Raw genomic sequence first — 25294 nt, 5'->3', positions numbered from 1 at the left:
ATGTTCAGTTGAAGTGAAGAAAGTGCCTATGAGAGGGCGAGCTTGAAGCCCTCGTGGCTTGGGACGTACCCCAGCGAGGCGTAGAAGCGGTGGGCGTCGGCGCGCGCCTTGTCGCTGGTCAGCTGGACGAGGGCGCAGCCGCGGTCCCGGGCCCGGTCCGCCGCCAGCTCCATCAGCCGGCGGCCCAGACCCGCGCCCCGCAGGTCCGGCCGGATCCGGACGGCCTCGATCAGCGCCCGTTCGGCGCCGCCCTTGCCGAGCCCCGGGATGTAGGTGGCCTGGAGGCAGCCGAGGACCGGGCTCCCGGCGTCGGTCAGCACCAGCATCTCGTTGCGCGGATCGGCCTCGATGGCCGCGAAGGCGCGCTCGTACGCCTCGGTGACCCGGATCGAGGCCGGGTCGACGACCCGCTCCTCGTCGGCCAGGAGGGCGAGGACGGCGGGGAGTTCGGCGCGGGTGGCGGGGCGGAGGGAGAGCGACGGCATGGCCGGAAGTCTCGCATGTCCGCCCCGCACGGGCAGGGGGCCCGGCCACCGGGCCCCCTGCCCGCCGGATCACGGGCGGAAGCGCAGGACCTGCGGGTCGTGGTCGCTGTTCTGGTCCGCGAACTCGGCGTTGATGTGCACGCTGTCGTACTCGAAGTGGCGCACGCCGGGGCTGGTCAGGATCTGGTCGAGGACCTGGCTGTTGCCCTGGTAGACGTACGAGTACCGCTCGGAGGCCGGCAGCGACAGCATGGCCGGGCGGAGGACGTCCCCGTCGGTCAGCGCCTCGGTGGTCGCCGAGAACTCGAAGTCGTTGATGTCGCCGACGACCAGGACGTCCGCCTGCTTGTCGAGCGCCACGATGTCCTTCACGAAGGCGTTGACGGCCTGCGCCTGGAGGAGGCGCTTGGCCTCGGAGGAACGGTTCGGCGGCTGGTGGTGGGAGACGAGGGACTCGTCGCCGCCCTTCGAGCCGAAGTGGTTGGCGATGACGAAGACCGTGCGGCCGCGGAAGAGGAACTCGCCCGCCAGCGGCTTGCGGCTGTCCTCCCAGGCGGCGTTCGCCGGGTCGATCCGGCCGGGGGAGAAGGTGAGCGCCGCGCGGCCCTTCGTGCCCGTGACACCGGTCGGGGTGGTGGCGTCGCCGCCCGGGCGGTCCACGAAGGAGACCCGCTCGGGGTTGAAGAGGAAGACCTGACGGATGTTGCCGCCGGGCTGGCCGCCGTCCTGGTTGTTCTCCGGGTCGACCGAGCGCCACTCGTACGCCGGGCCTCCGGCCGCGACGATCGCGTCCGTGAACTTCTTCAGCGTCTGGCCGGCCGAGACCGTGCCGTCGTTCTTGGCGCCGTTGTCGTCCTGGATCTCCTCCAGGGCGACGATGTCCGGCGCGGCCAGGTTCTCGACGACCGCCTTCGCGAGCGCGTCGAACTTCTCCTGCGGGTCGGTCGGGTCGAGGTTCTCCACGTTGTACGTGGCCACGGCCAGCTCGTTCTTGTGCTGCTTCTCGGTGACCTCGCGCTCCAGGCCGCCGTCCTCGACGGTGCCGAGGGTGCGGGCGGTCAGCGTGTAGCCGCCGAACTGGTTGAAGTCGAGCGGGCCCTCGGTCGAACCGGTCAGCCAGTCACCGACGTTCGCCTTCGGGAAGGGCTGCTGGGCGAGCGGGATCAGCGACTGGATCTTGAGCCGGCCGGTGTTCTGGGCCGTGTACGAGCCGTAGACCGTGCCGCCGCGCTCGTTGTCGTTCTCCCACGGCTTCACCGTGACCCACAGCTCCGCGTAGGGGTTGGAGGCGCCGACCACCCGGGAGGAGCCGACGCGGACGTTGGTGCCCTCCAGCGACTCGTAGTAGTCCAGGGCGTACGTGTCGGGCTTCAGCGTCAGGCCGTTGATCGAGCCGCCGTTCGCCGGGTCGCCCTCGGGGGCGTACGCGTCCGGCACCGACCAGGGGGCGATGGTCACCGGGGCGGGCAGCTCGTTGCCCTTCGAGACGACGGTGATCTGCGGGCGGGACAGCTGGGTCAGCGACTGGTTGCCGGAGTTCAGGCCGCCGGGCACGTACTCGGTGACCGTGCCGTTCACGCTGACCGCGTCGCCGACCGCGACCATCGGGCTGGAGCTCGTGAAGACGAACAGGCCCTCGCTGGTGGCCGGGTCGTCGTCGCCCTGCGGGTCCTGCATCCAGAAGCCGCGCGAGGAACCGTACGCGCGGACGCCGGTGACGATGCCCGTCACCCCGGTGACCTGCTTGCCGACCAGCGGCGAGATCCGGGTCGTGCCCTGGACGTCGTGGATGCGGACGGCGGCCTCGCTCTCGGCCGCGGCGCTCTGCGAACCGGCGAGCAGTCCGGCCGCGAGGGCGGCCGCGACCACGGCGGAGACGGCGGCGGATCTCGGTATGGAGGAAGACATCAAGGAGCTCCGAGGGTGCTTGGAGGAACAGCAGAGGTATCTACGCGCGTCAATCTGTTGGCTGAGCGCCCCACTTGTCAAGGGTCGACGGGTGTACGAAGGCTGACAGCTCCGTGAACCGCCGGGCGGGCCCCCGGATGCGTCTACGCTGAGGGGCCGTCCCCACACCGGCCGGCACCGGTCCGCACCGGCATCCGGCACCGGTTCACACGCCGATCCACACCGATCCACGCACGCGTCGAGGAGATTCCCCACATGGCTGCGGAGCACCCCACCCTTCCCCCCGTTCGGCTGCCCTCGGACGCGGAGCTGGCTCGGGAAGCCCTGGCCGCCCCCCTCCTCGCCCACGCCGTCCGGCTCGCCCGCTGGGCCGGGCCCGACACCCGGGTCGGCGCCGGCGGCGAACTCGTCGACGAGCAGCTGCCGGAGGCCGCCGGCCTCCTCGGCCTCGGCGACGACGAGGACGCCGAGTACTGGGCGGGCGACGCCTGGCGGCTCGCCGTCGACACCGGCCTCGTCGACGTCGAGGACGGCGCCGACGACGACACCCCCGGCACCGCGGCCCCCGGCGAGAACCTCGCCGTCGTCACCGGCGGCGCGCCGCAGGACGTCCTCGCGCTCTGGCTCGACGCCTTCGAGGCCGTCTTCGCCGACGCCGTCGCCCCCGTCCTGGACGACCTGGAGCCCCTCCTCGACGAGGACGGCGGCCTCGACCTCGACGCCCTCGACTGGGACCCCGAGGCGGAGGCCGACTTCCTGGAGGGCGTCCTCGGCAACCTCTACCTGCTGACCGTCAGCGAGGGCGGCCCCGGCGAGGGCCCCGTGCCGCTGCCCGCGCTCGCCGCCTCCATGGTCGTCCCCGACGACATGGGCGAACCCACCGACGACGTCCTGGAGCAGGTCTCCGACGCGATGATGCGGCTCGACGAGCAGTTCCGGCTCCTGGAGCCCATCGGCCTCGTCGAGTACCAGCCCGTCGACGAGGCCCTGATGGCCGAGGAGGGCGAGGAGCCCGCGCCGCCCGTCGACGACGAGGACGTCAGCCGCTACGGCATGGTCCGGCTCACCCCGCTCGGCCTCTACGGCGTCCGCGCCCGCATGCTGGAGGCCGGGGTCGAGGCCCCCGCCGTCGGCGACCTCGCGGAGAAGAACGCCGACGCCCTCCTCGACGCCCTCGCCGGCTATCCCGGGGCCGCCGCCCGCGCCGAGACCGAGGCATGGCTCGCCGGGCGCGAGCCGGTGCCCGCCGCCGCCGAACTCCTCGCCGCCGCCCGCGGCTCGGAGCCGGAGTCCCCGCTCCGCCGCCTCCACTGCCAGCAGGCCCTCGCCCTCGTCGGGCCGGAGGCCGAGCCGGTGGTCCGCGCCGTCCTCGACGACCCCGAGCTCGGCGGCCTCGCCCGCGTCTGGCTCGCCGAGCGCGGCGCCTCGGACATCCCCCCGCCGCCGGAGTCCATGATCTTCTGGCTCGCCGTGGACACCATCGCCGCCCAGCTCGACGCCGCCGGCGACCTGGCGGAGCTCCAGGAGCTCATCGAGGGCCTGACCAGCCGTCACACCGGCTTCCTGGAGAGCGCCTGGCGCGTCGAGCACCCCGCCACCGCCGACGTCCTCGACGCGATGGGCCGGCTCCACCCGGACCGGGCGGCGGCCAAGGAGGCCCGCAAGGCCGCCTTCAAGGCCCGCTCGCGCGCCGGCTCGGCCTGACGGACCCTTTCACGGAGCGCCTTTCCCGGGGTCGGGGCAGGCGCTCCGCGGCCGTTCCCGCGGTGTTAAGGCCCCGTTCCCGCGGGCGCGCCATGGTGTGCGCGACATCAGGCCAGCAGCAGGGAGAGACCGCACACCATGGCCCTCAACCGCAGAGAGTTCACCCAGAAGTCCGCCGCCGCCGGCTTCGCCCTCACCGGCGCCGTCGGCGTCCTCGCCACCGCCCCCGAGGCCCTCGCGAGCGACGAGCGCGCCCACGGCGGCCCCGGCCGCGAGGGCGAGGACCACGGGCACCACGGCCACGGCCACGACCGCCTCGGCTACGGCCCGCTCGTCGCCGACCCCGACGGCCTCCTCGCCCTGCCCGAGGGCTTCACCTACCGCGTGATCACCCGCACCGGCGTCACCCGCCTGGAGAGCGGCGAGTTCACCCCCGCCAAGCACGACGGCGCCGCCACCTTCGCAGGCCCGCGCGGCACCACGTACATCGTGTACAACCACGAGCTCAAGGGCGCCCGTTCCCGGTGGGAGCACCCCGTCCCGCTCACCGAGGGCCTGGTCTACGACCCCGCCGCGGCCGGCGGCTGCACCGTCGTCGAGGTCCACCGCGACGGCACCGTCGCCGAGTGGGTCGGCATCGCCGGCACCTCCACCAACTGCGCCGGCGGCCGCACCGCCTGGGGCACCTGGCTGACCTGCGAGGAGAACTCCGACCTCGCCGGCACCAACGGCATGACCAAGGACCACGGGTACGTCTTCGAGGTCGACCCCCGCGACCGGCGGGCCAACCTCGACCCCAAGCCCCTCAAGTTCTTCGGCCGCTACGACCACGAGGCCGTCGTCATCGATCCCAGGCGCGGCCACGCCTACCTCACCGAGGACGCCTCCAAGCCCAACGGCCTCCTCTTCCGCTGGGTGCCGCCGCAGGGCTTCGAGCACGGCCGCGGCAGGCTGCGCGCCCTCGCCGACGACGCCGGCGTCCTCCAGGCCTTCAAGTGCATCGACTCCGCGGGCCGGTTCGTCGACGACCTCTCCCGCGCCACCCGCATCGGCACCGTCTACGGCGTCGACTGGGTGGACGTCCCCGACCGCGACGCCCGCACCACGCCCGTCCGCAAGCAGTTCGCCGACGGCCAGGTCACCCGCGGCCGGAAGCTGGAGGGCATGTGGTGGGGCGACGGCGGCGCCTACATCGTCTCCTCGTACGCCCGCGAGGAGAGCCCCGGCGCGGCCCACGACGGCCAGGTCTGGTTCTACGACCCCAAGCGCCGCACCCTCACCCTGAAGGTGCTGCTCGGCGTGAACACCGCGCCGGAGCAGGACGGCGCCTTCGACGGCCCGGACAACATCACGGTCTCCCCGTACGGCGGGCTCGTCATCGCCGAGGACGGCGACGGCGTCTCGCACCTCTTCGGCGCCACCGACTCGGGCCGCACCTACCCGATCGCGCGCAACGACCTCAACGACAGCGAGTTCGCCGGCGTCGTCTTCTCGCCCGACGGCGACACCCTGTACGCCAGCATCCAGACGCCGGGCATCATGGTCGCGATCACCGGCCCCTGGCGGCGCCAGCCCCGCCGCTGACGCCCCGTCGGCCACCGGAGCGTCCGGCCGGCGGGGGAGTCGTGAGGATTCGCGTGGGGTTCCCGACGGGTTCGCGTCGGGTTCCCGATGGGTTCCCGCCAGGTTCGCGGATCTCCTGTCGACCTCCGTGGACTGACATCTAACCTGTCAGTCCATGGACGACGCTCTGCGGCCCGTGGGCCGGACCCTGTTGCGCGACCGGGCCTACGAATCGCTGCGCGAGGCGATCGTACGCGGCGACCTCGCCCCCGGCGCCCTCCTCAAGGACGCCGACCTCGCCGACCGGCTCGGCCTCTCCCGCGCGCCCGTCCGCGACGCCCTCGCCCGGCTCACCGTCGAGGGCCTCGTCGAGACCAAGCCGCAGAGCTACACCCGGGTCACCCGCCCGGTCACCCGGATCGTCCGCGACGCCGCCTCCGTGGTGCGGGTGATGCACGAACTCGCCGCCCGCACCGCCGTGCCGCTGCTCGGCCCCGAGGCCATCCGCACCATGCGCGAGGCCAACGAGCGCTTCGCCGCCGCCGTCCTCGCCTCCGACGTCGAGGCCGCCCTCGCCGCCGACGACGAGCTGCACCAGGTCCTCGTCGGCGCCAGCGGCAACCACGCGGCCGCCGCCACCATCGACCGCTACACCCCGCTGATCCGCCGCGTCGAGCGCCGTCTTTTCGGGGACGCCGGCAGCTGCGGCTCCGCCGAGCTCCACGCCCGTCTCATCGACGCCTGCGCCGCCGGGGACGCGGAGGAGGCCGCCCGGATCACCAGCGAGATCTGGGCCGCGCTCGAACAGCTCGCCGACGACACCACCGAGGTCGCCGAGGTCACGGGCATCCCCGCGCCCTCGGAGCCGTGATCCCGGAGCCGTGATCCCGGAGTCGTCATCCGTCCGCCCCACCCCCAGGGAGAGCCCGCCCGTGCCGATCGACGACTTCGAGCGCTACCCGCTCCTCTTCGGGCCCTCGCCGGTCCATCCCCTCGAACGGCTCGGGCACCACCTCGGCGGCGCGGCCCTGTGGGCCAAGCGCGAGGACTGCAACTCCGGTGTCGCGTACGGCGGGAACAAGACCCGCAAGCTGGAGTACCTGGTCGCCGACGCCCTCGCCCAGGGCTGCGACACCCTCGTCTCCATCGGCGGCGTGCAGTCCAACCACACCCGTCAGGTCGCCGCCGTCGCCGCCCGCGCCGGGCTCCGCTGCGTCCTGGTGCAGGAGAGCTGGGTCGAGTGGCCCGACCCCGGCTACGACAGGGTCGGCAACATCCTCGTCAGCCGGCTCGTCGGCGCCGACGTGCGCCTGGTGCGGGCCGGTTTCGGGATCGGCTTCAAGGAGAGCTGGGGGCAGGCGCTGCGCGAGGTCGAGGAGGGCGGCGGGAAGCCGTACGCGATCCCCGCGGGGGCCTCCGATCACCCGCTCGGCGGCCTCGGCTTCGCGAACTGGGCCTACGAGGTGGCCGAGCAGGAGCGGGAGCTCGGCGTCTTCTTCGACACGGTCGTGGTCTGCTCGGTGACCGGCTCCACCCAGGCCGGCATGGTCGCAGGCTTCGCCGCGCTCGCCGAGGAGGGCGGCCGGCCGCGCCGGATCATCGGGATCGACGCCTCCGCGAAGCCCGCCGAGACCCACGCCCAGATCACCCGGATCGCCCGGTCCACCGCCGCCCTCGTCGGCGTCGAGCGCGAACTCACCGGCGCCGACGTGGAGCTGGACGAGCGCTACCACGCCGGCGTCTACGGCGTTCCGGACGAGGCCACCCTCGACGCGATGCGGCTCGCCGCCCGCACCGAGGGCATGGTCACCGACCCCGTCTACGAGGGGAAGTCGATGGCCGGCCTCGTCGACCTGGTGGACCGGGGCGAGATCGCCCGGGACGCGACCGTCCTCTACGCCCACCTGGGCGGCCAGCCGGCCCTCAACGCCTACAGCGAGCTGTTCTGACGCTTCAGAGCGCCTGGGCGGCCGGCTTCACCATGCCCCGGACCGTCCGGGACTTCACGAACTCGCCCATCGCCGTCATCTCCCACTCGCCGGAGAACTGCTTGATGAGCTTGGCCATCATCACGCCGGTCTGCGGCTCGGCGGAGGTCAGGTCGAAGCGGACCAGCTCCTCGCCGGTCGCCGCGTCGAGCAGCCGGCAGTACGCCTTGGCGACCTCGGTGAACTTCTGTCCCGAGAAGGAGTTCACGGTGAAGACCAGGCCGGTGGCGTCGGCCGGCAGCCGGCCGAGGTCGACGGTGATGACCTCGTCGTCGCCCGCGCCCTCGCCCGTCAGGTTGTCGCCCGAGTGCCGGATCGCCCCGCCGAGGATGGTCAGCTTGCCGAAGTAGCAGCTGTCCAGGTGGTTGCGCTGGGGGCCGTACGCGATGACCGAGGCGTCCAGGTCGATGTCCCTGCCCCGGTACGCGGGCTCCCAGCCGAGGCCCATCTTCACCTGGGAGAGCAGCGGGCGGCCGCCCTTGACCAGCGACACCGTCTGGTTCTTCTGGAGGCTGACCCGCCCCTTGTCGAGGTTGATCTTGCCCGTGCCGGCGGGAGCGGCGGCGGCCGGAGCGGGGGCCGGGGTCGGGGGGGCCGGCGGCATCGGCGGGGGAGTGAAGGAGGGCGGGGTGACGTGTGCGGGGGCGGTGGGTGCCGCGGCGGCCGGGGCGGCGGGCTCCTCGTCCACGGAGACGCCGAAGTCGGTCGCGATGCCGGCCAGGCCGTTCGCGTACCCCTGGCCGACGGCGCGGACCTTCCAGGCGCCGTTGCGCAGATAGATCTCGACGACCACCAGGGCCGTCTCGGTGGCCAGCTGCGGCGGGGTGAAGGTGGCGATGACCGCGCCGCTGCCGGCGTCGCGGACGGTCGCGGTGGGCTCGATGCCCTGGAAGGTCTGGCCGGCGGCGTCCGGGCTGGCCGTGACCACGATCCTCTCGATGCCGGCGGGCAGGGCGCCGGTGTCCACCAGGATCGCGTCGGGTGCGGTGCCGCCGCCGGACCGGTAGGTGACGCCGGGGCCCGCGGGCTGGTTGTAGAAGATGAAATCGTCGTCCGAGCGCACCTTGCCGTTGGCGCCGAGCAGCAGGCCCGAGACGTCGAGCCGCACGGGGGCGGCGACGTCCACCGCCACGCGGGCGGCGGTGAGCGGAAGGTTCGAGCCGGGGGTCATTGCGGTCATGCCCCTCCCAACGATCCGGGCACCCGCCCCGTTCCCTCAGCTGCGCAGGGTTCGGCCACCTTGGTTACGCGGATGGTTCCGCGCCCGCCGCTCGTTGCCGAAACGGTACGCCCCGGTCCAGCGGGCCATCACCAGCTGGGCGTCCCCGGACTCCGCCTCGGCGAGGAACTTCGCGGCCCGGGCGCCGCGCAGCACCCCGGCGGCCCGTCCGCGGTGGGTGAGGACGACGGAGCCGTCCCGGCGCTCTTCGTACGAGAATCCCTGAGGTCGTGCCATGGGAGGCATCCTGCCGCTCCCGGACGAGCCGGTCATATGAATTATCTTTTCGCCTCGTGGGTGCTGTGGGTGGGAGCTCTTTTACGACCGGGGACGTCGACGAGGCGCGCGAGGAGATCGAGGCGCGCTACTACGCGAGCCGGATGGACGTCGTCGACCCGCACCGGACCTTCGCGGCCCGCTTCGACATCGTCGAGCTCGGGCCGCTGGTCATCGGCGACCTGAGCTGCGGGGCCGACGTCCGGATGAGCTTCGGCGAGCTGGGCGCGTACCACCTCAACGCCCCGCTCAGCGGCACCATGGAGATGCGCCAGGGCCGCGGCCCCACCGTGTACGCCTCCGCCCGCGAGGCGCTGCTCCTCGACCCCGCGGGGGACACCTTCCTCGACCGCTGGAGCGGCGACGGGCGGATCCTCTCCGTGAAGGTCGGTGCCACCGAGCTGCGCGACCGCCTGGAGAGCCTCCTGGGCCGCCCGCCGCACGGCGGCCTCGCCTTCCGGCCCCGCCTCGACATCACCGGCGGTCCCGGCCTCAGCTGGGTGCGGTTCGCCCGCCGGGTCGCCGCCGAGGCGCTGGCCGGCGAGGGCCTCGCCCACCACGAACTGGTCGCCCGCCCCTTGCAGGAGGCGCTCCTCAACGGCCTGCTGCTTGCCGCCGAGCACCCCTGGCGGGACGAGCTCGCCCACCCGGGCGGGCCGCGCCGCCCGGCGCCGGTCAAGCGGGCCATGGACGCGGTGCGGGAGCGCCCGGAGCACCCCTTCACCACCACCGAACTCGCCGCCCACGCGCGCGTGAGCGTCCGCCGGCTCCAGGAGTCCTTCCGCGAGTACGTCGGCATGTCGCCGATGGCGTACGTCCGGGAGGTCCGGCTCGACCGGGTGCGGGAGGAGCTGCGGGCGGCCGAGCCGGACGAGGTGAGCGTGAGCGAGGTCGCCTGGCGCTGGGGCTTCGCCCACCAGGGCCGCTTCGCCGCCCGCTACCGCGAGAAGTTCGGCGAGTCCCCGTCCCGGACGCTGCGGACGGCGCCCTGATCCCGCTCGCGGGAGCGGCGGGGGCCGCGCGCCCCCTCGCGCCGCTCCGTGCTCCCGTCGGCCGCGTATTCCGGACAGAGTCCGCGTTCCGCGGCTCGCGGTGATCTTGGCGGCCGCCTACGGTGGTCGCGTCCGGCGCTGCCAGCGCGCGCCGTCGAACCGGGCCCGGCCGGCATCCCCCGTATCACCGGCCGGGCCCGAGGACGTCCCCGGCTTCAGGACGTCGGGGGCTGCCAGCGGGGGGCGTCGGCGGTGAAGGCACCGCCCAGGTACAGGACGTCGGGGGAGCCCTCCGGGGGCATGCCCTGCTCGGCGATCAGCTTCTCGGCGTACACCTCCGCGTCGTCCTGCGGTTCGTAGCCGAGTGCGCGGGCGGACGAAAGGTCCCAGCACGCGCGCGTGTTGGCGGAGGAGCCGTACACCACGGTGTGGCCGACGCCCTCGGCGGTGAGCGCGGCGTGCACCAGACGGGCGCAGTCGGCGGGGCTGAGCCAGAGGGAGAGCGCCCGGACCGAGTCCGGCTCGGGGAGGAAGGAGCCGATGCGGACCGAGACGGTCTCGACGCCGTGCCGGTCCCAGTAGAGCTGCGCCAGGTCCTCGCCGAAGCACTTGGAGAGGCCGTAGAAGGTGTCGGGCCGGTGCGGGGCGGTGACGGGGATCGGCGGTTCGCCGGCGGCCGGACGGCGGGTGAAGCCGACCGCGTGGTTGCTGGAGGCGAAGACGACCCGGCCGACGCCCTCCTCGCGGACCGCCTCGTAGAGGTGGTGGAGGCCGGTGACGTTGGCGGCGACGATCGCGTCGAAGTCCGCCTCCAGGGCGATGCCGGCCAGGTGCACGACCGCGTCCACCCCGCGCACCGCCTCGCGCAGGGCCGCGCGGTCGGCGAGGTCGGCGAGGTCGGCGACGATCGCGTCCGGGGCGCCGGGCACCGGCGCGGCGTCGAGGAGGCGGAGCTCGTAGCCGTACGCCGGGAGCAGTTCCCGCATGAGGGTGCCGACGCCGCCGGCGGCGCCGGTGAGGAGGAGGGTGCGGGGTGCGGGCATCGGGTGGTTCTCCTCGGGCGGTGAGCGGGGCCGGCCATTCACGGACGTGGACACGCTAGGGAGACGTCCGAGGGGCCGTCAAGGCGCTTGCCCACGGGCCGTATCGGCCTTGACCGGGGTGCGCGGGAGGGCTAGCGTGCGAGCATCGTTCATGCATGTGAACGATTTCGGACTTGTGCGGCACGTACTCCCGGGAGCGCTCGTGACCACCCCCGCCCGTCCCCGAACGGGAGCCTTCCTCTACCCCTGGGACGTCGACGGCGACCCCGCCGCCCCCGCGCTCCTCGCCGGACTCGGCCTCCGGCAGGTCACCCTCGCCGCCGCCTACCACTCCACCCGGGCGCTCAGCCCCCGCCACCCGGACCACCGGGTCGTCACCGCCGAGCACGCCGCCGTGCTCTACCCGCCGGACCCGGCCCGCTGGGAGGGTCGCCGGCTCGCCCCGTACCCGGCGGGCGACTGGGCCCCCGGCGACGCCTGGGCGAGGGCCGCCGAAGCCCTCGAAGGGACCGGCCTCGCCGTGCACAGCTGGGTCGTCCTCGCCCACAACTCCCGGCTCGGCGCCGAGCATCCGGACACCTCCGTGGTCGACGCGTACGGCGACCGCTACCCCTGGGCCCCCTGCATCGCCCACCCCGAGGTCCGCGCACTGCTCGTGGACCTCGCCGCCGAGGCCGCCGTACGGCCAGGCGCCGCCGGCACCGAACTGGAGTCCTGCGGCTGGTACGGCTACGCCCATCTGCACGCCCACGACAAGACCGGCGGCATCCCCCTCGACGACCGCGCCCAGCTGCTGCTCTCGCTCTGCTTCTGCCCCCACTGCCGCCAGGGGTACGCGGACACCGGCGCCGACCCCGAGGCGCTGGCCGCCGCCGTCCGCGCCGCCCTCGCGCCCGTCTGGGCCGGCACCGGACCCGCCGGGGACCTCGGCGACCTGGAGGCGCCCGCCCTCGCCTGGCGCGCCCGGACCGCCCGCTCCTTCCAGGAGGCCGCGGTCGCCGCCGTACGGGCCGCCGCCCCGCCCGGCTTCCGGATCCTGCTGCACGCCGACCCGGACCCGTACCGCTGCGGCGCCGACGCGGGCACCGACCCCGCGCACGTCCTCGGCCTCGCCGACGGCGTGGTGGCCCGCCCCGGCCGTCTCGCCGCCTTCGCCGCGCACCTGCCGCCCGGCGCCGCCCTCGCCGCCAACCTCTCCGTCGTCACCGGCATGGGCGGCGCCCCCGGCCGTCTCGCCGAGGACGCCCGGAAGGCCCTCGCCGACGGCGCCACCGAACTCCGGCTCTACCACGCGGGGCTGGCCTCCGAGGCCGATCTCGCGGCGGTCCGCACCGCCCTGGCGGAACTGGGCTAGATCAGGCCGAACCGCTCAGACGAGGCGGCCGCCCCTGGCCACCACCCGGCCCGCCCGGACCACCAGGTCCCGGGGCGGCCGGTCCACCACGACCTGCGGCAGGCACTCGCCCTCGACCAGCATGAAGTCGGCAGGGGAGCCCGGGCGCAGATCGGCGGCGGGCAGGCCCATCAGCGCGGCGCCGCCCTCGGCGGCGAGCGCGAAGCAGGCTTCGAGCTCCTCGTCGAGCCGGGCGTCCAGGGCCCAGCCGGCCAGCCAGGCGCGGTGCAGCATGTCGCCGTCGCCGTACGGGCTCCAGCTGTCGCGGACGCCGTCCGAGCCGAGGCCGACCGTCACCCCGCGCTCGGCGAGCCGCCGGAACGGCAGGATCGTCGTCTCGCCCAGGGCGACCGTCGTCAGCGCCACCCCGGCCTCCGCGAGCAGATCGGCCATGTCGTCCAGTCGGCGGCCGGTCAGCCCGGCGACCGCGAAGGCGTGCGCCACCGCCACCCGGCCGCCGAGACCGGTGGCGCGGGTGCGGGCGGCGATGTCCCGGAGCACCGCGAGCCCCGGCTCGCCCCGGTCGTGCAGATGGATGTCGAGCCCCAGGCCGTGCCGCTCGGCGAGGCCGAAGACCAGGCCCAGCTGGTCGCCCTCCCGGCCGCCGGAGGCGTCGAAACCGGTCGGGTCGATGCCGCCGAGATGGCTGACCAGACCGCTCGCCGCCGCCTCCGCGAGCAGCTCCGCCGTGCCCGGCGCGCGGACCACGCCGTGCTGCGGGAAGGCGACGAGCTCGACGTCGACGACCCCGGCCAGCTTCGCGGCGGCCTCCGCGACGCCCTCGACGGCGGCCAGGCCGTAGGCCGGGGCCACGTCCGCGTGGGCCCGCATCGCGCGCGTGCCCCGCGCCGCCGCGTGGGACATCAGGCGCAGCGCCCGCTCGCCCACCGGGGTGGGCAGCGCGCGGGCGAGCTCCACGTCCCCGGCCACGTACTCGGCGATGCCCGCGGCGGGGCGGCGGTGGTGCCAGGGCTCGCCCCAGGAGGTCTTGTCCGGGTGGATGTGGGCGTCGACCAGGGTCGGCAGGGCGAGCCGCCCGCCGCCGTCGACCCGCTCGACCACCGCGCCCTCGGGGAGCTCGGGGACCAGCACCCCGTCGACGGCGGCCAGGTCGCGGGCCGGGCCGCCGAAGGGCCGTACGTCGTGGAAGAGGATCGCGGCGCGGGGCGTGGGGCTCATGGGGTCTCCTTCGGGCGCTGACGGCATCCTTTTGGTATACCATCTGGCGTCCGGCGGTCCAGCCGCCCCTCACCAAGCCAGCTTCTCCAGCGCGTCCAGGTCCAGGGGCGCCGCCGGCGCCGGACCCGGGGCGGCGGGGGCCCCGCCGTCCGGGCCCACCCGCAGCTCCGCCCAGATCGTCTTCCCCCGCCGCCCGTACCGGGTGCCCCACCGCTCCGCGAACCGCGCCACCAGGTACAGGCCCCGCCCGCCCTCGTCCGTCTCCGCCGCGTGCCGCAGATGCGGCGAGGTGCTGCTGCCGTCCGACACCTCGCACACCAGCGTCCGGTCGTACAGCAGCCGCACCCGCACCGGCTCCGCCCCGTACCGCACCGCGTTGGTGACCAGCTCGCTCAGGATCAGCTCCACCGCGAAGACCGTCTCCTCAAGGCCCCACTCGGCGAGCTTGGCCGCCGCCGCGTTCCGTACCGGCGACACCGCCGCCGGGTCCCGCGCCACCTCCCACTCGGCGATCCGGTCCGCCGGGAGCCGCCGGGTCCGCGCCACGAGCAGCGCGATGTCGTCCCGGGGCGCCGGCGACAGCAGGTTCGCGAGCACGTCCGCGCAGATCTGCTCGGGGCTCCGCTCCGGCCGCTCCAGGGAGCTCCGCAGCAGCCGCAGCCCCGTCCCCAGGTCCCGCCCGTGGTCCTCCAGGAGCCCGTCCGTGAAGAGCACCAGTGTGCTGCCCTCCGCGAGCCGCAGCTCCGTCGACTCGAACGGCACGTCCCCGAGCCCCAGCCCCAGTGGCAGCCCCGGCGCCAGCGGCGGGAACTCCACCCGCCCGTCCGGGCCGACCACCGCGGGGCCCGGATGCCCCGCGCTCGCCACCGTGCACACCCCGGACGCCGGATCGTAGATCGCGTACAGGCAGGTCGCGCCGGTGATGCTCTCCTCCGGCCGCCCCCGGCCGCCGTCGCCCGCCGCGGCCGCCGGCTCCGCCTCCTCCTCGATCCGCCCCGTCAGCTCGTCCAGATGCCCCAGGATCTCGTCCGGCGGCACGTCGAGCGTCGAGAAGTTGTGCACCGCCGTCCGCAGCCGCCCCATCGTCGCCGCCGCGTGCAGCCCGTGCCCCACCACGTCGCCCACCACCAGCGCCACCCGCGCCCCCGGCAGCGGGATCACGTCGAACCAGTCGCCGCCCACCCCCGCCTTCGCCGGCAGATAGCGGTACGACACCTCCACCGCGCTCTGCTCGGGCAGCACCCGCGGCAGCAGGCTCCGCTGGAGCGTCACCGCCATCGTGTGCTCCCGGGTGAACCGGCGCGCGTTGTCGATCGCCACCGCCGCCCGCGCCGCCAGCTCCTCGGCGAACTCCCGGTCCTCCTCCCCGTACGACCCCTCCGTGTCCGCCCGCCAGAAGTTCGCCATCCCCAGCACCACGCCCCGGGCGAGCAGCGGCACCGTCACCAGCGAATGCATCCCGTACGCCAGCGCCCGCGCCGCCCCCTCCGGGTCCTGCGCCCGCCAGCCCTCCGCCGCCGCCAGCTCCGGCTCCACCACCGCGTGCCCGGTCGTCAGCGCCACCGCCATCGGCGTGCTCGGCACATGGAACGGGATCACCTCGCCCACCGGCTGCAGCGCCTCCTCCACCCGCACCCCGGTCAGCGCGGTCCGCCGCATCTCCGACAGCGTCGCGTCCTGCGGCGGCTCCTCGCCCCGCAGCACCGGTTCGAGGAGCTCCACGGTCGCGAAGTCCGCGAACCGCGGCACCGCCACCTCCGCCAGCTCCTCCGCCGTCCGGACCACCTCCAGGGTCGTCCCGATCCGCACCCCCGCCTCGTAGAGCAGCTGGAGCCGTCCCCGCGCCACCTCCGCCCGCCCGGACAGCGCGGCCAGCTCGGTGGTGTCCCGCATCGTCATCACGCTGCCCGAACCGGTGGCGTCCGGCACGGTGGGGCGCACGCTCACCGCGAGGAGCCGGTCGCCCGCCCGGTGCACCTCGTCCGTCGCGGTCCGCCCCGACTCCAGGAGCTCGACGGTACGGGGATCGAGCCCGAGCTCCGAGACCGGCCGCCGCTCGGCGTCCGCCGGCAGGCCGAGCAGCCGCCGCGCCTCGTCGTTGGCGAGCAGCAGCCGCTTGTCCGCCCCGACGATCAGCACCCCTTCGCGGACCGCGTGCAGCACCGCCTCGTGGTGCTCCTTCATCCGGGTCATCTCGGTCGGCCCGAGCCCGTGCGTCTGCCGCCGCAGCCGCCGCGACACCAGCGCCGCCCCGCCCACCGCGAGGAGCAGGGCGCCCCCGCCCGCGGCCAGCAGCACCACGAGGCGCCCCTGCACCGCGTCGCTGATCGACTCCACCTCGATGCCGCTGGTCACCATGCCGACGATCCGGCCGTCGTCGTCCACCACCGGCACCACGGCCCGTACCGCGTCGTTGGGCTCCCCCCGGAAGGTCTCCGTGAACGACTCGCCGTCCACCGTCGCCCGTGACAGGTCCCCGGTCGCCTTCTCGCCGATCAGCGCGGGCACCGCGTCCGTGTACCGCACCCCGTCCGGGCCGAGCACCGCGACGAAGTCCACCCCGGTCGCCAGCCGGACCTGCTCCGCCCGCTCCTGGAGCGCCGCCGTCGGATCGGGGGACTTCAGCGCCATGTCCACGCCGGGCGCCTTCGCGAAGGCCTCCGCCACCGCCAGCGACCGCGTCCGGGCGTCGCCGAGCACGTCCTGCCGGGCCTGCTGGAAGGTGACGAGCACCGCCGCCACGACCAGCAGCAGCGCGATCACCGCCTCCAGGGCGAGGACCTGCCCGGCGAGGCTCCGCAGCCCCGAACCGTTACCCGAGGGGCGCGGGCCCCGGCGCGCCCTCATGCCGTGCTCCGGGCGATGAGCAGCGCCACGTCGTCCGGGGCCCCCGGCCTGCGCAGGTCCCGCAGCAGCCGGTCGCAGCTCTCCTCCAGGGACAGGTCCCGGGTGGCGTCGACGAGGGAGACGAGCAGCGCGAGCCGTTCGTCGATGGAGGTGTCCCGGGTCTCGATCAGCCCGTCCGTGTACAGCACGAGCCGGTCACCGGGCAGGAACGGCACCCGGGCGGTGCGGGAGGCGCCCTCGCCGACGCCGAGCGGCACCCCCGGGGACAGGCCGACCAGCTCGGCCGGGCCGTCCGCCGGAAGCCGCACCGGCGGCAGGTGCCCGGCGTTCGCGATCCGGCAGCGGCCCCGCCGGGGATCGTGCACCGCGAACAGGCAGGTGGCGATGAAGTGCTCCAGGCCGACCGTGATCCGGTCCAGGTGCCGCAGCACCTGGGTGGGGGAGAGGTCCAGGTCGGCGAAGGCCCGGGTGGCCGTCCGCAGCCGGCCCATGGTCGCCGCCGCGTCGATCCCGCTGCCCATCACGTCCCCCACCACCAGGGCCGTCTTGTCGTCGGGCAGCGCGATCACGTCGTACCAGTCGCCGCCGACCTCGCTGGACTCCTGGGCCGGCTGGTAGCGGGCCGCCACCTCCAGGCCGGGCCGGGCGGGCGGATCGCCGGGCAGCAGACTGCGCTGGAGGGTCACGGCCGAGTTGCGCATGCTCTGGTACCAGCGGGCGTTGTCGATGCCGACCGCCGCCCGGGCGGCCAGCTCCACGGCGAGCAGCACGTCGTCCTCGTCGAACGGCAGCGGGTTGTGCCGGTCCCGCTTCAGGTCGAGCGCCCCGAGCACCTCGCCGCGCGCGATCAGCGGCACCGCCAGGTACGAGTGGACCCCGGCCCGCGCCAGCTGCCGCGCCGCCTCGGGGCTGCGCGCGATCCGCGGCAGCTCCTCCGGCCCCACCCGGGCCACCAGGACCGGCCGCGCGGTGCGCACGCACCGGGTGACCAGCCGGTCCGCCCCGTACATCGCGACCGCGCCGGGCGGGTCGGCGGCGGGCAGCGCCTCCGTCTCGTGCCCGGCCTTCACCGCGAGCGCCCGGAACAGCGCCGGGCCCTCCCCCTCCTCGGGGGCGCCCGGCCGGCGCAGCGAGAGCACCGAGTCGAGGACGTCGACGGCCGCCACGTCGGCGAGCGAGGGCACCACCACCGACGCCAGCTCGTCCGCGGTCCGCTCCACCTCCAGGGTGGTGCCCACCCGCGCCGAGGCGTCCGCGAGCAGCGCGAGGCGCCGCCGGGACCGGTCCGCCGCCGCGTCCGCCCGGTGCCGCTCGGTCACGTCGATCACCCAGGCCGCCACCCCGAGCACCCGCTCGCCCGCCTCCAGGCGGTAGAACGACACCGACCAGGCGTGCTCGCCGCCCTCCCGGTCCGCCGGGGTGGAACCCGTCACCTGGAGGTCGAGCAGCGGCGTCCCGGTCTCCAGGACCTGCCGGGCCGCCGCCTCCAGGGGCCCCGCGTCCAGGGGCGCGAGCACCTCCGAGGGCCGCCGGCCCAGGTGGCGGGAGGCCGGGATCCCGTTGAACCGCTCCAGGGCCGCGTTGACCAGCGCGTACCGCAGGTCGGTGTCGAGGACGGCGAGGCCGATGGGGGACTGGGAGACCAGCCGGTCGGAGAGGGCCAGCTCGGTCTCCACCCGGGCGACCGCGGACCGGTCGGCGGCGATGCCGAGCGCGTACAGGTCGCCCAGGTCGTCGGTGAGCCGCATGTTGCGGAACTCCACCTGCCGGGTCGAGCCGTCCTTGTGCCGTACGGGGAAGGTGCCCGCCCAGGTCGTGCCGCCGCGCAGCACCTCGCCGAAGAGCCGCACCGCCTCGTCCCGGTGCTCCTCGCCGACGATCAGCCGGGCCACGTACTGCCCGAGCGCCTCGTCGGCGGGGTAGCCGAAGAGGGTCTCCGCCTGCGGGCTCCACAGCACGATCCGCCCGGCCGAGTCCACCACGACGGCCGCCACCCCGAGGACGTCGAGCAGGCCCCGCGTGTCGAAGGCCGTCCCGGCCCCGAAGGCACTGCCACCGGCCGCGCCGCCGCCGGGCGCGCCCGCACCGCCGCCGGCAGCCCCCGCACCGCCGCCGGGCGCGCCGCCGCGCCCCTCCTCCGTCCCCGTGCCCGTCTCTGGGAAGGAACCGGCCGTCACGCTGCCCTCCTCCCGCCGAGCCCGCACACCCCGCCCATGCTCTTCCATGCTCCCCGGCCCCCCGCGGCCACGCACCACGAGCGGCGCACACGGGTTGCCGGGGCGGGACGGTCAGGACCGCCCGTCCGGTACGGCTCCGGTACGCGCGCGTGCCGGAGCCGTGGCCGCGACCGCCGCCCAGGCCAGGCCCGCCACCGCGAGCAGCGGCAGCAGCGCCGTGACGTCGACGGCCGTGACCAGGGCCGCGCCCAGCGCCAGCGCCACCGCGTTCGGCACGAAGAGGACCGTGTGCGCGGTCGCCGCGGTCCGGCCGACCGCCTCCGCCGGGGCCTCCCGCTGGACCGCCGTCATCGCCGCCACCAGCACCCACGGCAGGCCGAGCCCGATCACGGCGCTCGCCGCCAGTGCGGTCGCCTCGTACGGCAGCGCCCGTACCCCGGCCGCCGCCGCGAAGAGCGCGAGCCCGGCGGCGGCGAGCAGCCGCTCCGGCACCCGGCGCAGCAGCGGCCCCGCGGTCAGCCCCGCGAGCACCGAACCGGCGCCCTGCACCGCGTACAGCACCCCGGCGTACGCGGGCGGCCGGCCGAGCCGCTGGTCCACCACCGCGTACACCGCCGCCCCGTTCACCCCGGCGAGCAGCATGGTGAAGGCCCCGGTGGCCACCAGCGGCCGCAGCACCGGCGAGGCGGCGAGCAGCCGGACGCCCCCGGCGGTCTCCCGCCACCACGCCCCCCGCTCCCGCGCGACCGGCGCCGGGCGCCCCTCCCGGACCCGCACCGCGGCGAAGGCGCCCGCGGCGAGGACGAAGGTCGCCGCGTCCAGGAGGGCGACGGGACCGCCCCCGAAGCGGGCGAAGAGCCCCGCCGCGACCAGCGGGGCGATCAGCTTCGTCGACTCGCCGGCCGTCATCCGCCACCCGTTGACCGAGCCGAGCCGCTCCTTGTCGAAGCCGGTCGCGAGCAGCGCCTGCTCGGCCGCGTCGTGGACGGCGCCCTGGGCCCCGTACAGCACGAGCACGGCGAAGAGCAGCCACACCCGGTCGGCCGAGGTCACCCAGAGCAGCAGCGGCAGCACGGCGGCCATCGCGAGGTCGAGGACGACCAGCAGCGGACGGCGGCGCACCCGGTCGGCGAGCGTGCCGAGCAGCGGCCCGAGGAGGGCGGGGGCCCACAGGGCGAAGGCGGTCAGGGCCGCGAGACCGTCCGAACCCGTCAGCGACTTGACCCAGATCCCGGAGACCAGCCACATCGCCGTCGTCCCGAACCCGGACACGACCACACCCGTCAGATACCAGCGCATGGCCGAAGAGTGAGCTCTGAGGCGGCCCCGGCGGATCGGTCACCTGCCCTGTTCCGGCTGCGCGGCCCTCCCCGGCCGCACGGACCGCTTCTCCTCGTGCCACAGCGCCGCCCCCGTCACCACGGCGCCCAGCCCCTCCCACAGCCCCACCCCGAGGAAGCCGGCGGGGGCGCGCCCGGTGACGACCGCGAGGGTGAAGACGGCGCAGGTGAGGAGCCGGAAGGGGACCGTCCAGCGGAAGAACGCCTTCCAGTCGGCGAGCGCGGCGAGCACGTAGTAGACGCCCATGTTGAGCGCGGCCATGGAGGAGGCGGTGAGGAAGACCGGCGTGTGGTCGCCCTCCGCCCGCCCGCCGTCGGGCACCGGCTCGAACCCCATCACGGTGAGCAGGGCGTCCGGGGCGACCAGGCCCACCACCCCCAGGGCGGCGGCCAGGAGACCGAAGACCGCCATGGTCCAGCCGGACAGCGAACGGGGCAGGCGACGCACGACGGTCCTCCGCGGGACGAGCAGGATCGGAAGTTCGAGAAGCGCGCTCCGCGTTCGAGCGCGCTCCTGCATACCGCGCGGAGGCCCGCCGGGGCCAGCCCGGGCCCCGCGTACGTCACTTCGGCCCGGCGTACGCCACTTCGACCACGGGGGACGTCACTTCAGGCCCCGTAGGTCACCTCGACTACGGGGGACGTCACTTCAGGCCCCGTAGGTCACCTCGACTACGGGGGACGTCACTTCAGGCCCCGTAGGTCACCTCGGCCCCGGGAGGCGTCACTTCAGGGCCGCCGCCATCATCTTCTGCGCCACCGGCGCCGCCAGGCCGTTGCCGCTGACCTCGGAGCGGGCCGCGCCCGAGTCCTCGATCAGGACGGCCACCGCCACCTGCTTCCCGGTCGACGGGTCCTTCGCGTAGGACGTGAACCAGGCGTACGGCGTCTTGCTGTTGTTCTCGCCGTGCTGCGCCGTGCCCGTCTTGCCGCCGACCTCGGCCCCGGCCACCGCCGCGTTGGTGCCCGTGCCCTCCTCCACCACCGTCACCATCGCGCTGCGCAGCTGCTCGGCGGTGGCGGAGGAGACGATCCGGGTGGTGTCGCCGTCGGCGAAGGACTCCAGCGCGTCGCCGTCGGAGTCGACGACCTCGGAGACCATGTGCGGGGCGGCGAGCCTCCCGTCGTTGGCGATCACCGCCGAGACCATCGCCATCTGGAGCGGGGTGGCGGTCACGTCGAACTGGCCGATGCCGGTGAGCGCGGTCTGGGCCGGGTCCATCCCGGACGGGTAGACGCTCGCATAGGCCCGCACCGGCACGTCCCGCTCGTCGTCGTTGAAGCCGAACTTCTCCGCCATCGCCCGCACCTTGTCCTGCCCCAGGTCGGCGGCCATCTTCGCGAAGACGTTGTTGCACGAGTACTGGAGCGCGGTGCGGATCGTGGCGTTCTCGCAGGGCGCGGCGGAGTTCTCGTTCTTCAGGACGGTCCGGGTGGTCGGCAGGGTGTACGGGTCGGGGCTCGCGGTCCGCACGTCCACGGAGGAGTACAGGCCGTCCTCCAGGGCGGCGGCCGCGACGACCAGCTTGAAGGTCGAGCCGGGCGGCAGCGGCTGCCGCAGCGCCCGGTTGACCAGCGGCTTGTCCGGGTCCTCCGTCAGCTGCTTCCAGGCGTCGCCGTCCGTCGTCCCGGCGATCCGCGACGGGTCGTAGGAGGGGGTGGACACCATGGCCAGGATCCGGCCGCTGACCGGGTCGATCGCGACCGCCGCGCCCTTCTTGCCGCCGAGCGCCCGGTAGCCGGCCTTCTGGACCTCCGGGTCGATCGTGGTGAGGACCGTGCCGGGCTCCCGCCGCTTGCGGGTGACCGCGTCCAGGGGGTTCTTCAGCCGGTCGTCGGTGCCGTCGAGGACCCCGGACCAGATGCCCTCCAGCTGGGTGGCGCCGTACGCCTGCGAGCTGTAGCCGGTGACCGCCGCGTACAGCTCGCCGTCCGTGTACGTGCGTTCGTACGCCAGGTCCCCGCTCCCGGTGCGCTTCGAGCCGGTGACCGGCGTCCCGGCCACGACGATGTTCCCGAGCGGCTGCGCGTACTGCGCGATGGTCTTCCGCCGGTTCTTGCTGTCGTTCGCGAGCGCCTTCCCCTCGTACGCCTGCACCCAGGTGGCCCGGCCGAGGAGGGCGAGCACGAGGAGCAGGGCGAAGACCGAGGTGCGCCTGATCGTCTTGTTCATGGCACCAGAGGGGACGAACGGGGCGGCGGGACGCGTTCCGGATCCGCCCGGATTCTCAGGAAACGTTCATGCGGGTCCCCGGTGTCCCCGGTGCCCCCGTCAGAGCCGCCGGGTCGCCAGGGCCAGCCGGTCGCGCGCGTCGAAGAGGGCGTCCTTGATCAGCTGCTCGTGGGCGGGGGTCAGCCGGGCGGCCGGCACCGAGCAGCTGAGCGCGTCGCGGGCCGGGCTGCGGTAGGGGATCGCCACCGCGAAGCAGCGCAGCCCCAGGGTGTTCTCCTCGCGGTCCACCGCGTACCCCAGCTCGCGCACGGTCCGCAGCTCCTCGATCAGCCGCTCCCGGTCGGTGATCGTGCGCTCGGTCACGGCCGGCAGCTCCTCCGGGAGCAGCCGCCGCACCTGCTCGTCGTCGTGGGTGGCGAGCAGCGCCTTGCCGAGCGCGGTGGAGTGGGCGGGGAGCCGGCGGCCGACCCGGGTGAAGGGCCGCAGGTGGTGCTGGGACTGGCGGGTGGCCAGATAGACCACGCTGGTGCCGTCGAGCCGGGCGAGGTGCACGGTCTCGGTGGTGTCGTCCGAGAGCCGGTCCAGGGTGACCCGGGAGGCGGCCACGACCTCGTCGCCGTCGATGTACGAGGTCCCCACGAGCAGGGCCCGCACCCCGATGCCGTACCGGGTGCCGGTGGCGTCGGTCTCCACCCAGCCCAGCTCGACCAGGGTCCGCAGCAGCATGTACAGGCTCGACTTGGGGTAGCCGACGGCCTCCTGCACGGCGGCCAGGGTGTGCATCCCGGGCCGCCCGGCGAAGAACTCAAGGAGTTCCACCGTCCGCACCGCGGACTTCACCTGCGCCCCACCCGCGTCGGCACCCGCCATGACCCCGCCTCTCCCTGACTCCCCGGCAACCTTGTGGACCTTGTGGGAACACCCGTGGCGTCAATAGAGTCCACCACGAGAGTTCATGCACAAGAACGTCGTTCATCATAGTGAACGCGAGCGAGCGAGGGGTGTGGCGGTGTCGGCAGCAGCAGTGTGGAGTGTGGACCCCCGGACGGGGAAGCGGCGCGAGCAGGCCGCGACGGAGGCCACGGCCGCCGACGTCGACCGCGCGGTCCGCGCCGCGCACGCCACCCGGGAGTCCCTCGCCGACCGCGCGGTCCGGGCCGCCTTCCTGCGGACCGCGGCCGACCTCCTCGACGCCTCCGCCGACGAGGTCGTGACCGCCGCCGACGCCGAGACCGCCCTCGGCTCCCCCCGCCTCACCGGCGAACTCGCCCGCACCACCGCCCAGCTGAGGGCCTTCGCCGAGGTCGTCGAGGAGGGCGCCTTCCTCGACGTACGCATCGACCTGCCCGACCCGTCGGCCGTACCGCCCCGCCCCGACCTGCGCCGCTGGAAGATCCCGCTCGGCGTCGTGGCGGTCTACGCGGCCAGCAACTTCCCGCTCGCCTTCTCCGTCCCCGGCGGTGACACCGCCAGTGCGCTCGCCGCCGGCTGCCCCGTCGTCGTCAAGGCCCACCCCGACCACCCGGCCACCTCCGAACTGGCCGCCGGGCTGCTCCGCAGGGCCGCCGCCAAGTGCGGGCTCCCCGAGGACGTCGTCGTCCTGCTGCACGGCTTCGAGGCGGGCGTCGAGCTGGTCCGCCACCCGCTGGTCGCGGCGGCCGGCTTCACCGGTTCCGTACGCGGCGGCCGGGCGCTCTTCGACGCCGCCGCCGCCCGCCCCGTACCGATCCCCTTCCACGGCGAGCTCGGCTCCCTCAATCCGGTCGTCCTCACCCCCGGCGCGGTCGCCGAGCGGGCCGGGGAGCTCGGCGCGGGCCTGGCCGGCTCCATGACCCTGGGCGCGGGCCAGTTCTGCACCAAGCCCGGCTTCGTCCTCGCCCCGGCCGGAGACGACGGCGACCGCTTCCTCACCGCCCTCGCCGAGGGCGTCGGCGAGGCCGCCCCCGCCGTCCTCCTCGACCACCGGATGCGCGCCGCCTTCGTCGACGGCGTCACCGAGCGCGCCGCCCTCGACGGCGTCGAGACCCCCGTCGCCCCCGGCGCCGCCGACGAGCACGCCGTCACCGCCGGCGTCCTCACCGTCGACGCGGCCCGGCTCGCCGACGGCGGCCACGAGCTCCTCCTGGAGGAGTGCTTCGGCCCCGTCACCGTCGTCGCCCGCTACACCGACGAGACGCAGATCACCGCCGTCCTCGGCCGTCTGCCCGGCAACCTCACGGCCACCCTGCACATCGCCGAGGAGGACGAGGCCGCCGCCCCGCTGCTCGCCGTCCTCACCCCCCTCGCGGGCCGCGTCCTCGTCAACGGCTGGCCCACCGGCGTCGCCGTCGCCCCCGCCCAGCACCACGGTGGTCCCTACCCCGCCACCACCTCCACCTCCACCTCGGTCGGCGCCACCGCCATCGAACGCTGGCTCCGCCCCGTCACCTACCAGTCGACCCCTCAGCACCTCCTCCCCCCGGAGCTCCGCGACGACAACCCCCTGGGCGTGCCCCGCCGCTGACCCGTGCTCCGGCTCACACCCGGCCCGGAAACGGAATGAGATCCGCCGGGGGCGGCGTTGCGAAGAGGACAGCCCGCCCCCCGGAGAAGGAAACCCCTGCGCGTCGAGATCCGGTCGGACATCGCCTGCGCGTGAACCAGCGGAACCCCAGGTTGTTTCGGGGCCGTTGACCTGCGGGGATGAGCGCACGAAAGCCCCGCCCCCGCCCTCCCCATGGATGGCAAGTGCGGGGCTCTTGTGGGCGTGTGTCAGCCGTTCTTCACTCCGGTCAGGCGGGCGGCAGCCTTACCGCCGAACACGCCCACGCCGTCAGTCCCGGAGCGACGCTGTCGGGGATCTTGGCGATGACGGTCGGCCATGTCCTCGACCTCTCGGTCTCCACGATCCCCGACCTCGTCACCCGCGATCAGCTCCGCGTCTCCTCGCGGCGTCCCAGAGCGGTCGCATCGGGTATGACGAGCAGCTTGCCGGTGGTACGCCGAGCCTCCAGATCGCTGTGGGCCT

19 protein-coding genes are annotated in these 25294 nt (G+C 74.8%); 7 read left to right on the top strand and 12 right to left on the bottom strand.

All coding sequences use genetic code 11. The features are described 5' to 3' along the window. Window positions 1-26: 26 nt before the first annotated feature. Window positions 27-485 (bottom strand): GNAT family N-acetyltransferase, encoded by a 459-nt coding sequence (locus tag QK442_RS00095; RefSeq protein WP_282691645.1) that lies wholly within the window; start codon window positions 483-485, stop codon window positions 27-29. Window positions 486-554: 69 nt separating this feature from the next. Continuing rightward, window positions 555-2393: an endonuclease/exonuclease/phosphatase family protein gene (locus QK442_RS00090; protein WP_282691644.1), complete on the bottom strand. Its 1839-nt coding sequence runs from the start codon at window positions 2391-2393 to the stop codon at window positions 555-557. Window positions 2394-2648: 255 nt separating this feature from the next. Here QK442_RS00090 and QK442_RS00085 point away from each other — a divergent pair, with 255 nt between their 5' ends. The 4 genes from QK442_RS00085 (at window position 2649) to QK442_RS00070 (ending at window position 7609) form a co-directional block, all read left to right on the top strand. Beyond that, the gene (locus tag QK442_RS00085) at window positions 2649-4097 is read left to right on the top strand and encodes a hypothetical protein (RefSeq protein ID WP_282691643.1); all 1449 of its coding nucleotides are present in this window, start codon (window positions 2649-2651) and stop codon (window positions 4095-4097) included. A gap of 138 nt (window positions 4098-4235) precedes the next feature. Continuing rightward, the gene (locus QK442_RS00080; protein WP_282691642.1) at window positions 4236-5681 is read left to right on the top strand and encodes an alkaline phosphatase PhoX; all 1446 of its coding nucleotides are present in this window, start codon (window positions 4236-4238) and stop codon (window positions 5679-5681) included. A 154-nt stretch (window positions 5682-5835) separates the two neighbouring features. Next, window positions 5836-6531, top strand: coding sequence for a GntR family transcriptional regulator (locus QK442_RS00075; RefSeq protein WP_282691641.1), 696 nt, complete (start codon window positions 5836-5838; stop codon window positions 6529-6531). Window positions 6532-6592: 61 nt separating this feature from the next. Then, the gene (locus QK442_RS00070; RefSeq protein ID WP_282691640.1) at window positions 6593-7609 is read left to right on the top strand and encodes a 1-aminocyclopropane-1-carboxylate deaminase; all 1017 of its coding nucleotides are present in this window, start codon (window positions 6593-6595) and stop codon (window positions 7607-7609) included. Window positions 7610-7613: 4 nt separating this feature from the next. Here QK442_RS00070 and QK442_RS00065 read toward each other — a convergent pair whose 3' ends face one another. Together QK442_RS00065 and QK442_RS00060 are read right to left on the bottom strand one after the other, a co-directional pair. Next, window positions 7614-8828, bottom strand: a complete 1215-nt coding sequence (locus QK442_RS00065) for a TerD family protein (protein WP_282691639.1) — start codon at window positions 8826-8828, stop codon at window positions 7614-7616. A gap of 36 nt (window positions 8829-8864) precedes the next feature. After that, window positions 8865-9104, bottom strand: coding sequence for a hypothetical protein (locus tag QK442_RS00060; protein ID WP_282691638.1), 240 nt, complete (start codon window positions 9102-9104; stop codon window positions 8865-8867). Window positions 9105-9160: 56 nt separating this feature from the next. On the opposite strand from QK442_RS00060, the gene QK442_RS00055 reads away from it, so the two are divergent. Further along, window positions 9161-10135, top strand: a complete 975-nt coding sequence (locus QK442_RS00055; protein ID WP_282691637.1) for an AraC family transcriptional regulator — start codon at window positions 9161-9163, stop codon at window positions 10133-10135. A 215-nt stretch (window positions 10136-10350) separates the two neighbouring features. Here QK442_RS00055 and QK442_RS00050 read toward each other — a convergent pair whose 3' ends face one another. Further along, window positions 10351-11178: an NAD(P)-dependent oxidoreductase gene (locus QK442_RS00050; RefSeq protein ID WP_282691636.1), complete on the bottom strand. Its 828-nt coding sequence runs from the start codon at window positions 11176-11178 to the stop codon at window positions 10351-10353. Window positions 11179-11380: 202 nt separating this feature from the next. Here QK442_RS00050 and QK442_RS00045 point away from each other — a divergent pair, with 202 nt between their 5' ends. Further along, window positions 11381-12532 carry a hypothetical protein gene (locus tag QK442_RS00045; protein ID WP_282691635.1) on the top strand — a complete coding sequence of 384 codons (1152 nt, stop codon included), beginning with the start codon at window positions 11381-11383 and terminating at the stop codon, window positions 12530-12532. Between the two features lie 15 nt (window positions 12533-12547). On the opposite strand, the gene QK442_RS00040 is transcribed toward QK442_RS00045, so the two are convergent. The 7 genes from QK442_RS00040 to QK442_RS00010 all read right to left on the bottom strand — a co-directional run bounded on the left by QK442_RS00040 (window position 12548) and on the right by QK442_RS00010 (window position 23157). Further along, the gene (locus tag QK442_RS00040; protein ID WP_282691634.1) at window positions 12548-13750 is read right to left on the bottom strand and encodes an amidohydrolase; all 1203 of its coding nucleotides are present in this window, start codon (window positions 13748-13750) and stop codon (window positions 12548-12550) included. Between the two features lie 69 nt (window positions 13751-13819). Continuing rightward, complete coding sequence (locus QK442_RS00035) at window positions 13820-16597, bottom strand: SpoIIE family protein phosphatase (RefSeq protein ID WP_282691633.1); 2778 nt, start codon at window positions 16595-16597, stop codon at window positions 13820-13822. Next, complete coding sequence (locus QK442_RS00030; protein WP_282692031.1) at window positions 16594-18609, bottom strand: SpoIIE family protein phosphatase; 2016 nt, start codon at window positions 18607-18609, stop codon at window positions 16594-16596. Before QK442_RS00030 ends, QK442_RS00035 begins: the two co-directional genes overlap by 4 nt. A 276-nt stretch (window positions 18610-18885) precedes the next feature. After that, window positions 18886-20073: an MFS transporter gene (locus QK442_RS00025; RefSeq protein WP_282691632.1), complete on the bottom strand. Its 1188-nt coding sequence runs from the start codon at window positions 20071-20073 to the stop codon at window positions 18886-18888. 39 nt (window positions 20074-20112) lie between these two features. Continuing rightward, the gene (locus tag QK442_RS00020; protein WP_282692030.1) at window positions 20113-20526 is read right to left on the bottom strand and encodes a hypothetical protein; all 414 of its coding nucleotides are present in this window, start codon (window positions 20524-20526) and stop codon (window positions 20113-20115) included. Between the two features lie 312 nt (window positions 20527-20838). After that, window positions 20839-22287, bottom strand: coding sequence for a penicillin-binding transpeptidase domain-containing protein (locus QK442_RS00015; protein ID WP_282691631.1), 1449 nt, complete (start codon window positions 22285-22287; stop codon window positions 20839-20841). A gap of 99 nt (window positions 22288-22386) precedes the next feature. Further along, window positions 22387-23157, bottom strand: a complete 771-nt coding sequence (locus QK442_RS00010; RefSeq protein WP_282691630.1) for an IclR family transcriptional regulator — start codon at window positions 23155-23157, stop codon at window positions 22387-22389. A 139-nt stretch (window positions 23158-23296) separates the two neighbouring features. Between QK442_RS00010 and QK442_RS00005 the strand changes: the two genes are divergently transcribed. Then, entirely contained in the window at window positions 23297-24790 is a 1494-nt protein-coding gene (locus tag QK442_RS00005; RefSeq protein WP_282691629.1) for an aldehyde dehydrogenase (NADP(+)), read from the top strand. Window positions 24791-25294 lie beyond the last annotated feature (504 nt).

It is taken from the genome of Streptomyces sp. CC208A, from assembly GCF_030010625.1.
Classification (GTDB): domain Bacteria; phylum Actinomycetota; class Actinomycetes; order Streptomycetales; family Streptomycetaceae; genus Streptomyces.
Note: the sequence above shows the minus strand (reverse complement) of the source record. Positions and strands in the feature narration are given on the sequence as shown.

Coding starts and splice junctions, on each gene's coding strand:
- QK442_RS00095 (WP_282691645.1), bottom strand. CDS start 485: ATGCCGTCGCTCTCCCTCCGCCCCGCCACCCGCGCCGAACTCCCCGCC.
- QK442_RS00090 (WP_282691644.1), bottom strand. CDS start 2,393: ATGTCTTCCTCCATACCGAGATCCGCCGCCGTCTCCGCCGTGGTCGCG.
- QK442_RS00085 (WP_282691643.1), top strand. CDS start 2,649: ATGGCTGCGGAGCACCCCACCCTTCCCCCCGTTCGGCTGCCCTCGGAC.
- QK442_RS00080 (WP_282691642.1), top strand. CDS start 4,236: ATGGCCCTCAACCGCAGAGAGTTCACCCAGAAGTCCGCCGCCGCCGGC.
- QK442_RS00075 (WP_282691641.1), top strand. CDS start 5,836: ATGGACGACGCTCTGCGGCCCGTGGGCCGGACCCTGTTGCGCGACCGG.
- QK442_RS00065 (WP_282691639.1), bottom strand. CDS start 8,828: ATGACCGCAATGACCCCCGGCTCGAACCTTCCGCTCACCGCCGCCCGC.
- QK442_RS00060 (WP_282691638.1), bottom strand. CDS start 9,104: ATGGCACGACCTCAGGGATTCTCGTACGAAGAGCGCCGGGACGGCTCC.
- QK442_RS00050 (WP_282691636.1), bottom strand. CDS start 11,178: ATGCCCGCACCCCGCACCCTCCTCCTCACCGGCGCCGCCGGCGGCGTC.
- QK442_RS00040 (WP_282691634.1), bottom strand. CDS start 13,750: ATGAGCCCCACGCCCCGCGCCGCGATCCTCTTCCACGACGTACGGCCC.
- QK442_RS00035 (WP_282691633.1), bottom strand. CDS start 16,597: ATGAGGGCGCGCCGGGGCCCGCGCCCCTCGGGTAACGGTTCGGGGCTG.
- QK442_RS00025 (WP_282691632.1), bottom strand. CDS start 20,073: ATGCGCTGGTATCTGACGGGTGTGGTCGTGTCCGGGTTCGGGACGACG.
- QK442_RS00020 (WP_282692030.1), bottom strand. CDS start 20,526: ATGGCGGTCTTCGGTCTCCTGGCCGCCGCCCTGGGGGTGGTGGGCCTG.
- QK442_RS00015 (WP_282691631.1), bottom strand. CDS start 22,287: ATGAACAAGACGATCAGGCGCACCTCGGTCTTCGCCCTGCTCCTCGTG.
- QK442_RS00010 (WP_282691630.1), bottom strand. CDS start 23,157: ATGGCGGGTGCCGACGCGGGTGGGGCGCAGGTGAAGTCCGCGGTGCGG.